The 9,942-nt window shown below is 50.6% G+C and carries 6 protein-coding genes and 1 pseudogene; 4 read left to right on the forward strand and 3 right to left on the reverse strand.

All coding sequences use genetic code 11. The features are described from left to right. The 3 genes from M3090_RS14350 to M3090_RS14360 form a co-directional block, all read right to left on the reverse strand. The coding region (locus M3090_RS14350) for a hypothetical protein (RefSeq protein WP_249057467.1) at positions 1 to 1,170 on the reverse strand (1,170 nt) is incomplete at its 3' end. Positions 1,171 to 1,191: 21 nt separating this feature from the next. Next, entirely contained in the window at positions 1,192 to 2,484 is a 1,293-nt protein-coding gene (locus M3090_RS14355; protein WP_249057469.1) for an ATP-binding protein, read from the reverse strand. A 154-nt stretch (positions 2,485 to 2,638) separates the two neighbouring features. Continuing rightward, positions 2,639 to 4,138: a tyrosine-type recombinase/integrase gene (locus M3090_RS14360; protein WP_249057474.1), complete on the reverse strand. Its 1,500-nt coding sequence runs from the start codon at positions 4,136 to 4,138 to the stop codon at positions 2,639 to 2,641. Positions 4,139 to 4,716: 578 nt separating this feature from the next. Between M3090_RS14360 and M3090_RS14365 the strand changes: the two genes are divergently transcribed. From M3090_RS14365 to M3090_RS14380, 4 genes and pseudogenes are all read left to right on the forward strand, one after another. Further along, the gene (locus tag M3090_RS14365) at positions 4,717 to 5,322 is read left to right on the forward strand and encodes a hypothetical protein (RefSeq protein WP_249057471.1); all 606 of its coding nucleotides are present in this window, start codon (positions 4,717 to 4,719) and stop codon (positions 5,320 to 5,322) included. A 42-nt stretch (positions 5,323 to 5,364) separates the two neighbouring features. Continuing rightward, positions 5,365 to 8,469: a tubulin-like doman-containing protein gene (locus M3090_RS14370; RefSeq protein WP_249057472.1), complete on the forward strand. Its 3,105-nt coding sequence runs from the start codon at positions 5,365 to 5,367 to the stop codon at positions 8,467 to 8,469. Positions 8,470 to 8,650: 181 nt separating this feature from the next. Continuing rightward, on the forward strand, positions 8,651 to 9,256 hold the full coding sequence (locus M3090_RS14375; RefSeq protein WP_249057473.1) for a hypothetical protein: 606 nt from the start codon (positions 8,651 to 8,653) through the stop codon (positions 9,254 to 9,256). Continuing rightward, a pseudogene (locus M3090_RS14380) lies at positions 9,253 to 9,942 on the forward strand (hypothetical protein); the annotation flags it as partial. The gene M3090_RS14375 and the pseudogene M3090_RS14380, both read left to right, overlap by 4 nt.

A 9,942-nucleotide genomic window follows, 5' to 3' on the forward strand; every position in this document is an offset into this window, starting at 1 on the left:
ATTAGTCAACGCAGCAAAAATATAGGCAAGAACGGAGTCTGTAGCATTCGTTTCCATCCATTCGGTGAGTATTGTTTCTATCCCATTGGTAAGAAGTTCCGCATAAGGTTGTATAAGCATTTCTTCAAGCAGGACACAGACTTGCTTGCGTCCACGGCGACCTTTAGATGCCTGTAAGGTGGAACTGACCACCTCTCTTGCCGCACCATTTTTACCCATAGCTTTCCATGCCCCTTTGGTATAAGCTGCTTTGTCAAAGCTGGTAAGCATTAAAGAGCGTATAAATTGCCCACCAAAACCTTTCTGCCAGACAGACGAGTTTTCTCCCATCATTGTTTTGGAGAGTAAATCTCCCATCTTCACAAAACCATCGTCAAATATCATCCAGTAGAACGCACTACACATGAAAGGATTGTTATGCAGGAGTTTTTGTTTCGTTGCCTCTTGATTAAATGTAGAAGCAAACAAGGCTGTCAGTTTCTCATGGACTTGCTGGTAATTGCTTCCAAATTGAGCTCTATTGTAGCTTTCAGTCCCAGGACAAAGGCTTTCAAGTAATTCTGTAATACCCTTAATTCCATTGAGAGACAGCATCTCTGCCAAGTAAGACATGCCTTTAAGAATGAAAGTCATATCACCTTCGTATGCTTTGGCAAAAAGATTTGTAAATTCTTGATAGTCTCCGGGGTGTTCATAGTGCCAGCGACGTAGGCTGAGCAAATTCAAATCCTTGTTAACTGCCTCTTGAGTTTCACGTTTCTTGTCCTCCAAATAAGCATGAATGCCTTCTTTGATGTATTTTGCATCCTCTGACTGCTCAAATTTGGTCATGGCATATTCTATTTCCTTAAACCCATTGTCCAATTCCAAATAGCAATACAAGCAACAGGCAGACACATTCCCATCTTTTATGGCATTGGAGAATTTGTCAATCATCTCATCGATAGCAGCTCCTTCTTCTGTGGTCATTATCTCCAGGATTATGCTTTGTAGCTTATTTGTCTCATCGTCTATCTGTTTACTGTGGTTATCGCACAACGGGTTCTTTAAGATGGATTGAATCTTACTCTTAAAGTCTGTATAGATTTCTTGATTCGCTTCAAGCCATTCCTGCATTTCCGATTGACTGGGATAGTTATCATGGTGAAGTTCCTTCATATCATCATCCATATAAACAGTTTTGCTAAATGGTTAATCTTTGAGACATGCCAAAGGAATTACTTTAACTCCATCGGGACGAGAGTATGCCATTGTCCCACCCGTCATCACAATAAGCAAGTCTGGCTCCCGAATAGGCACCTGCTTCTCCGTCTTGTTGTGTTCCTGTATCAACCTTTTGAGTTCCAGTAGATGTTTTGCTCCATCATCTATTTCACGGCTACCAAGTTTGCATTCTATCAAGGCGTAATGCCCATCTTCCAGATGTAACACCAAATCAGCTTCCAGACCATATCTATCTCTATAATAGGAAATACGACTATTGAAATCAGCTGTATATGCCTTCAAGTCTCTGATGCACATCTGTTCAAATATGAATCCAAAGGTTTTGAGCTGAGTCTCTAATGCTTCTGCATTGACATTCATAGCAGCTACAGCAATAGAAGGGTCAACGAAGCAACGCTTGGGAGAGCTACGGATGGCTGTCTTACTACGGATAGCGGGACACCACGCATCAATATCTTGGATAACGAACAATTTTTCCAAGGCAGCAATATAATCATCAAAGGTATTCATGGACAAACTGATGTCTTCTGACGCAGTGACATCTGCAAGGATATTGCTTTTCTTGGCCAGTGTACTGATATTTCGGGCATACGACTTCATGATTTGTCGGGCAATTTTCGGATTTCGCTGTTTGTTATCTACAGCCGAAATATCATTCTCGCAAACGCTATTTACATAATCCTTGGCGATGAACATGCTTGCTTTTGGTGGCATCTGCAACGTGGCAGGCCAACCTCCCCGACAGGCTGCCATAATCAGCCCTGGAATATCTAATTTGCTTGAAGCACCATCAATATCGTAATCAGGGTTGTTGAAAAGTTCCTGAATAGAAACTTCTCCTGATGATTCCAAAGATTCCCATAAACTCATCGGGTAAATCTTCATTCGTGTAATGCGTCCTGTACCAGTATGCCGGATCTTTGTTTTATCCACGGTGTTGCTTCCCGTCAGAATAAATTGTCCAGGCTTACCTCCTGCATTATCGACAGCTGTACGTACAGCATCCCAAATCATCGGGGCGTCTTGCCACTCATCTATCAACTTCGGTTGCTCTCCCTTCAATAATAAAGATGGTTTGGTGGCTGCTGTGGCAAGATACTCTTCCGCTTTATCCGGGTCTTGTAACTTGATTACGCTTTTGGCTTGTTGTTCCGCTGTGGTTGTTTTCCCAGTCCATTTTGGACCTTCTATTAACACTGCCCCAAATGTTTCCAAGCGTTCTTGAAGCATTTTATCAGCGACTCTTGATAAATATTTCATAGCGGTTGTTTTAATTTTAGTACAAAGATACTGATTTTATTTGGAATACGATTAGCTACTTGGTGTTTTTGCGGCATTTTACTTGGTATTTTTGTGGTTATTTATTCCGTGTTTTTGCGGTGTTTTGCTTGGTATTCTTGCGGTAAAGGCTGCATCAGTTAGATAAATCAACCATCAACTCCATCCTCTCCTCTTCGCTTAAGCCCTTCAGCATTTCCAACAAAGCTTTCTTATCTACAACTGGGGCAGTTTCTTTAGGCTTCTCATTAAGCAAATAATAATTGTACTCCAACATCTTCGCAAGAGGATAGGCGCCTATATAGTTGGAAGTGATGTCACTGCCACCACTATGCCCCATGCTGTCACTTATATATTTATAAGGTACGACACCTGAATTATTGAGATTGGTAGCAAAGCTATGTCTTGCCCATGTTGGTGATGGTGTTTGTTCCAATCCTATGAGTTTAGCGACTTTTGCCATGTGCTCACGTATATATCTGTTATAACGTTGGATAACCCATATCTCCTGTTCAGGGGTAATAAGTTCGCTCATTATGGGAAATACCCTTCGCCCAAGTTTTGGAGCATTACCATATCGGTTGAGTATCTCTTGTATCTCAGGTGTAACAGGAAATATTACCTCACTGGCACTCTCGTTTCGTTCCCGGGTCTTATGACGAAGAAAACGTAACTGTTTGCCATGAGTGGCATAGTATAGTTCATCATAAGTCAGACGGAGAGTATCAGCAAGATTTTGCCCATCGCCTAAATACATAAAGAGGAATAATCCAAGGTCGCGAAATATAGCATGCTTTTCTCGCCCAAGAAACAACTCGTTCCCATCCTTGTCTTTTGCCTCACCTGCTTTCCAGAAGTCATAAAGTTTACGCATGGTAGCTACATCAAGAAACTCATGCTTGCGGCTTTGGGATTTATTGTAACCTGTGTCCTTGAACATTTCCTTGGTATCACCTTTCATCAAACCATTTGAGATACACATATTGATGATTGTTCTGAGGCTACGAAGTGCGATGGCAATGGTCGTGGTACTCAGTCCATTTTTCCTCATAATCTTCACCCACTTCAAGACGAACTCCCTGTTTATGTCTGCAAATGTTACATCTGTCCCCAAGTCTTTCACAAAGCGGTTACGAACATCTTTGCTACAACGGGCTGAACCAGCCTTGCCCTCATTGGTCTTAGATTGAATGTATGAATCCCACACTGTAATAATGGTGCTGTCATCATCTTTTCTACCCTGAAATCTGTCTTGCAGCTTGCGAAGAGAGAAGTTGTTTTCTGCGATAAGTTGATTGGCGATAAGTTCCACCCTGTCCATTAGATTTTTCATGTCGTTTCTCTCTATCAGTTGAACACGACGACCACTTTTCTCGTATTCGCACAAGGTCAACCATTCTTCCATAGTGTATGTTTTGCCCAAACGAAGAAAGACCTTCTGTCCAGCATGGCACACACGCACAGCCACAGGAAGCGGTTGCGAGTAATCTCCTGCTTTTCGTATATCAAGAGTCAATGAACCATATACGTTGCCATTTGCAGCCGTGAATTTGGCGAGGCACTTTTCTCCCCTTGAAGTGGTTTTGGCTTCCATTTTTGCCGTTTTAGTGACCTTATTCGTATCCTTCTTCTCCATAATATGTTTATTTACAAGTGATATTCCGCTCTCTTTGGTGACCTTCAGGTGACCTTTTCGCACGAAAACTACTGCAAACATACGTATTTTCCTGCAAACCACAAAATGTATTAAGCACTGGCAATCAGTACATTTACATAATATGTAATTCCATGAAATATCCTACAAAAAGACTCATAATCTGGAGGTCCCAGGTTCAAGCCCTGGCTGGTCCACGAAGCAGAGGGACGACGATTCGGCAACGGATGGTCGTCCCTCTGCTTTTACCTGCCGGTGGCGGGGACGGGTGGACACTGCCGGAGCGGCGGACACGGGCCGCGGCCCGTGTCCGGCAGAGGCGCGGCCCGTGCGGACAAGGAGCATGGGCGTAGTGCGTCAGAACCTGGTCTGTTTTCTTCTCACGGTTTTCCGTGATGCTTTTAGCTGTTTGGAGGAAGTTTTGGCGGGAAAAAGCCTGCAAATGCAGGAGAAATACTTTTTTTTTGCCAGAGACATGCTTTTATTTATGAAAAACGTTATCTTTGTAGCGATAAAGATAAGTTAACGATTCGTAGGTACCATTTAAACACTATTTGTTCATGGGAGCTTTGTTTAATATCATCTCATATTCCATCGGAAATCTTTTTCTGGGGGTCTTGCTGACGGCTGTCGGCGTTGCGCTGATGTTCTTCATCATCCGTTCGTGGTTCTCCAACCGGGCCTTCACCCCCATCAGCTACGTGGTGGGCGCCATCTTGTTCCTTTTTTTGTCGTTTCAGGCCATCTTGTTGTGCGGGGCTGTCACCATACGTTCTTATAGCACTGATGTCGAAGAAGCCATCAATGGCTGGGTGCGCGACGTGCCCGAGTATGTGACGTTTGACGAAGAGAACAGTCAGGCTATCTTGGAATCGATACAAGCGGAGTGGCCGCTGGTGGGTTACTTCATCGGCGGGGCCGACTTTACGGGGCATACGCCGTTGAACATCGCTTCGGCCATGGCCGACGAGTTGCGTGCCTACATGGCGCGTTTCATCTGGCGGCGTGTGGGCTGGAGCGTGCTGTTTGTCGTGGTGGCAGCCGTCGTGGTCATCCAGACGATGGAGCAGACCGGCCGGGCCAGGCGTACAGCCTCGTCGCGCGCCAGAAGCACCGGTGGAAGCCGTCGGAGAGGCGCACGGCCTAAACGCTACGATGATTTTTGATACTATTCATGCATGTAATAATATAATAATGTATAAACTGATATGGCAAATCATTTAGTTATTGGATTAGGAGGCACGGGCGGTTCTGTTCTGTGCGCCTTGCGTAAGCGCATTTACGAAGAGTTTCGCTCAAACGACCCCACGGGCGACGCTCATATAGAGTACTTGTATGTCGATTCGAGCTTGGCAGACCTGAACAACGAGGATCGCTGGCAAGTGCTGGGGACGTCGGTTCAGTTGGCGCCCGCCCAGCGGCTGTCCATCAACGGCATCGGTGCCGGCGTGTTGGACAACCTGGACCAGTATCCGGGTATCAATGCCTTTATCAACCGCCGCGACGAGGCGATGCTGAAGGAAGGCATCGGCGCCATCATCAGCGAAGGCATCGGCGGACAACGCCGTCGTTTCGGCCGTATGCTGATTGCCAACAACATGTGCGGCCTGCCACAAAACACGTTCATCGGGCAGGTACATGCACGCGTACGGGCGCTGAAGGAACAGGAGAACGTGGACGACGTAACCTTCCACATTTGTGCCGGCCTCGGTGGCGGTACGGGCTCAGGCTCCATCGTAGACGCAGTGACGCAGATTCGCAATGAGTTCCAGCGCACGGGTGACGACCGGAGCAAGTTCAAGATACAGCTTTACCTCTACGTCCCCGAGAAGATTATCCAGATACCCGGCGGCGAAGACAGCAACCGCTTCTACCAGCCCAATGGCTATGCAGCCCTGTTGGAACTGAACGCCATGTCAGTGGGACGCTATCTGCCTACCGACGTCAAGGGAAATACCGATGAATACGGCAACGTGCGCCGTCTGCTGAAAGGACAAGACGCCTTCGACATGGCCTACCTCTATACGAATGTCAACGAAGCCGGCAAGGAAGTGCACCTGCACAAAGTCCTCCCGAACATCGTGGGCGACTTCCTGTTCCAGAAGATTGTCGTTTCGTCGATGAACGGCGGGAAGATGGCACGCCTGGAGACGAACGAGAACAACGGCCTCCTGCCCGAAGCCAACGAAGTGGGCGAACCTGTCCACAGCCGCAAGTTCATGACGTTTGGCGTGAAGCGTATCGAATACCCCGAGACGGAGGTCGTCGAGTACGGAGCCTACCACCTGGCCCGTCAGGCATCCATGCAGATGCTCTACGGACTGTGGGACGATGCCCGCGGATACATCGAGTGTGCGGAAGACATGGTCGGCAAAGACTATGTGGAACTCGTGGAGAAAAGCAGCGAGCTGGAGAGCAACCTGCTGAGCGAGGAATACCTGACCCTGAGCAAACCGCTCCCCTCCATCGAGAAGCACGTCACCAACTGGAAACCCATCGTCCAGGGCTGGGAAGTCTACGTGGACCGCTACAAGCAAGACGTGCAGGCCGAATGTCCCAAGAAAGAATGGTACGAAGAGTTCAACCAACTGTGCACGAGCTTCTTCGACAGCATGTACCGGGGCTGCGGCGTGAAGAAATTCTATGCAAACTACGAGTCGCAGCTCAGCGGATTCGCCGAAGAGATTTGCCGCCGCGTCGAGAACAACCTGTTCGGCCGCTGGAAACTGGGCGAACTGTCCATCATCGAAGTGCACAAATACATCAAGGTGCTTTCGACCAAGTGCGAGGAGCGCATCGACCAATACAAGCAGAAGATTAACAAACGCACCGCCTACCTCAACGAAGACCTGACCGCCCAGTTGGAGGACATCCGCCGCGACTGGAACAACATCGGCTGGCTGCGCGATGCCGTGACCAACGCCTCGACCAAGACGTTCGGCCGCTTTGCCGACGCCAAGCGCGAGCAGCTCACGCTGATGACCACCATCACGGCCTACGGATATGCCGTCAAACTGCTGTCCGAGGTTGTAAACATGCTGACGCTTCTCAACTCCAACAGCGTGGAGCCCTTGATGCGAGTGTATGAGGAGTTCGCTGACAGTATGAAGAAACAGGCCGAAGACAAGTGCAAGCTGAGCGACGCCGAAGAAAATGACATGAAGGGCGAAGTCGTCAAAGAGTACGACCCGCGCCAGGTGCGCGACACCGTGCAAGGCTTCCTCAAGAACCAGGAAAACCAGAAAAAGCACGCCGCCAGCCTGCGGGCCGACATCGTGGAAGCCGTGGGGGCTGCCAACGCTTCCTTCAGCGCATTGGCCAAGAAGATGAACCTCACCGCCTTGCAAGAAGTGACGCTGAAGGCCTGCATCGAGCAGTCGCGTGCCGAGCTGAACGAATACTCCAAGAAGAACGCCAACTTGCGCCTGGTCAACGTCAACATACTCGACAAGCTGCGGAACTCCGACTGCAGCACGCCCGAAAAGCGCAAACGCTTCGTCAAGGAAATATACAACGCCGCACAGAGCTTCCTGACCTTCAACGGCTCGGAAGAAGGCAAGGGCAGTCCCGAGACGGCGGCCAACCACCAGAAAATCATCCAACTCTCGCTGCCGCTCTACGAAGACGACGACACCTTCCGCAACGACTTCATCAAAGACTTCGGCGAGAGCGGAACCATACCGTTCAACAAGGACAATGACGTGTCGGTCAACTTCAAGAGCAATCAGATTGTCGTCATCACCGCACACAGCGGATTCCCCCTGCGCTACGTCGACAACCTGCGCGTGCTGAAGGAGAAATACGACATCTTGACGCGCAACGAAGTCAACCGCATGGTGGTGCACACCGAGAGCTTCGCCAAGCCCCTGCCCGGCCTGTTCAACCGCAACAAGGAAGAGTCTGAAAAGGACCTCATGCCGATTGTCCTCATGGCCTACACCATCGACGGCATCATCATCCCGCGCGAAGACCCCGAGACCGGCGAGAAAACCATGTGCTTTGCCGGCGAAAAGAACCGCATGGGCCGCGTCAGCCGCTGGATTCCCGTTGGGGAAGACATCGTCGCCACGCTCAAGGAACTGAGCAAGATGAGCCGCGCCATGGACGCCGCCGCGCTGAAGAAAGCCGTCGTCGAGGAAATGGACACGAACTACAAGCACATCGACAAGCGCAAGCAACTGATGCTGAAGCTGGGCGAGACGCTGGACAACGTGCTGCTTCCCTTGTTCAACGGCAACGAGAACAATCCCGTATTCGTCGCCTTCAACAAGGCGGCCGAAAAACTCTGCGACGACGACCTGCGCATCTCCTGAGCGCCGCATACATGCCGGTGCCGTGCACAGAAGCCCCGCTTCCTGCGCACGGCAGCCGCGTTTCTTCCGAACAACGGCCGTGCTTCTTGCCCGCAAGAAACAAACGGCTGACAGTCAGCGAAGAACGGAACAAAGAACGGAAAATAACTTTATTAATAATCATTCATAAACATCAGCAACTATGGCAAAGAAAGTTGGAACCTGTGTGAACATCGATTGTGATAACTATAAGCAAGATGTGGAAGTGGAACCGGGCGGCGAGTTCGAGTGCCCGATTTGCCACCAACCCCTGCGCGAAAAAGCAACCGGCCCTGCTCCAGACCCCGACCCCCGCATGCGCATCCTCCTCATCGTGGCAGCCGTCCTCGTGTTGGGCGGCGGAGGCTACGGTCTCTATTCCTACCTGAATGGGGATAAAGAGCCCGAGACTGTCGTTGAACAACCGAAGCCCGTCGCTCCGGAGACGCCCAAAGACACGGCCACCGTCGCTCCCGAAGAGCCCAAGGTGGCGACGCCCGAACCCAAGCGTGTCGACCCCAAGCCCACCACTCCGCAAAACGGCCGTGGCACTGTCGACTTGGGCTACGGAACCTACACCGGCGACCTGAAGAACGGTAAGCCCCACGGCTACGGAACCATCACTTACAAGAAGGAACAGAAAATCGTTCCGTCGAAAGACTTCGTGGCTCAGCCCGGCGACACCTTCGAAGGCGAGTTCCGCGACGGCCGAATCAGCGGCTTGGGCTATTGGAATCATAATGGTAACAAGACGGCTGTGAAACCATGATGATACGGCGTTGCTATATGGCATTGTTGTGGGTAGCGCTTGCCCTGAGCGCGGGCGCTGCCCCCACGTATCAAGTGCCCTGCCTAGAGCGGTTGGCCCGAAGCATCGGCCTGAACTTGCCGGACAACCTGGGCCCTGATGCGGACAACGACTCGACATGGAGCCATCGCGGCCGTGCCCTGCGCGTTCGCACCAATGCCTATGGCGACATCTCACACATCGGCTACAAGCTGTTCGACACCTCCTGGGCAGCAGCCCACGATGCCCGTCCCGTGCTGGACTTCCTCGAACGCTACGCGCTGGAAGAAGACGTGCTGAAACCCGAAGACAAGGCCGAAGCCACCAGCCGCAAAGACATCACCTTCCTGAAAGGCGACGCCACCCTGCTCAAGACCCTGACGCCCGCGACTGCCTTCAGCCTGAGCGAGCAGGAACGCAGGGCCTACGTGGTAGAGTGGGAGGCCGGCAACACTCCGGTGTCTCTCCGCATCTCCGCCGATTGTCAGACCCTCATGGGGGCCAACCTGATTGAGCTGGAAGAAATGCTGGAGCGCAACCTGCTGCGCACCGCGGCCGCCCTGCCCGCCGACACCCTGCCCCAAGCCTGGCGCGGCTGTCCCGTGTCGACGGCTGACGACGTGGCAGTGGCCGACGGAGGCAGCTTCTTCAGCGACCTGATACGTGCG

This window comes from Bacteroides sp. ET71 (genome assembly GCF_023336905.1).
Classification (GTDB): domain Bacteria; phylum Bacteroidota; class Bacteroidia; order Bacteroidales; family Bacteroidaceae; genus Bacteroides.

Bases quoted from the DNA above. Each gene is read 5' to 3' on its own strand.
- M3090_RS14355 (WP_249057469.1), bottom strand. From the start codon at position 2,484: ATGAAATATTTATCAAGAGTCGCTGATAAAATGCTTCAAGAACGCTTG.
- M3090_RS14360 (WP_249057474.1), bottom strand. From the start codon at position 4,138: ATGGAGAAGAAGGATACGAATAAGGTCACTAAAACGGCAAAAATGGAA.
- M3090_RS14365 (WP_249057471.1), top strand. From the start codon at position 4,717: ATGGGAGCTTTGTTTAATATCATCTCATATTCCATCGGAAATCTTTTT.
- M3090_RS14370 (WP_249057472.1), top strand. From the start codon at position 5,365: ATGGCAAATCATTTAGTTATTGGATTAGGAGGCACGGGCGGTTCTGTT.
- M3090_RS14375 (WP_249057473.1), top strand. From the start codon at position 8,651: ATGGCAAAGAAAGTTGGAACCTGTGTGAACATCGATTGTGATAACTAT.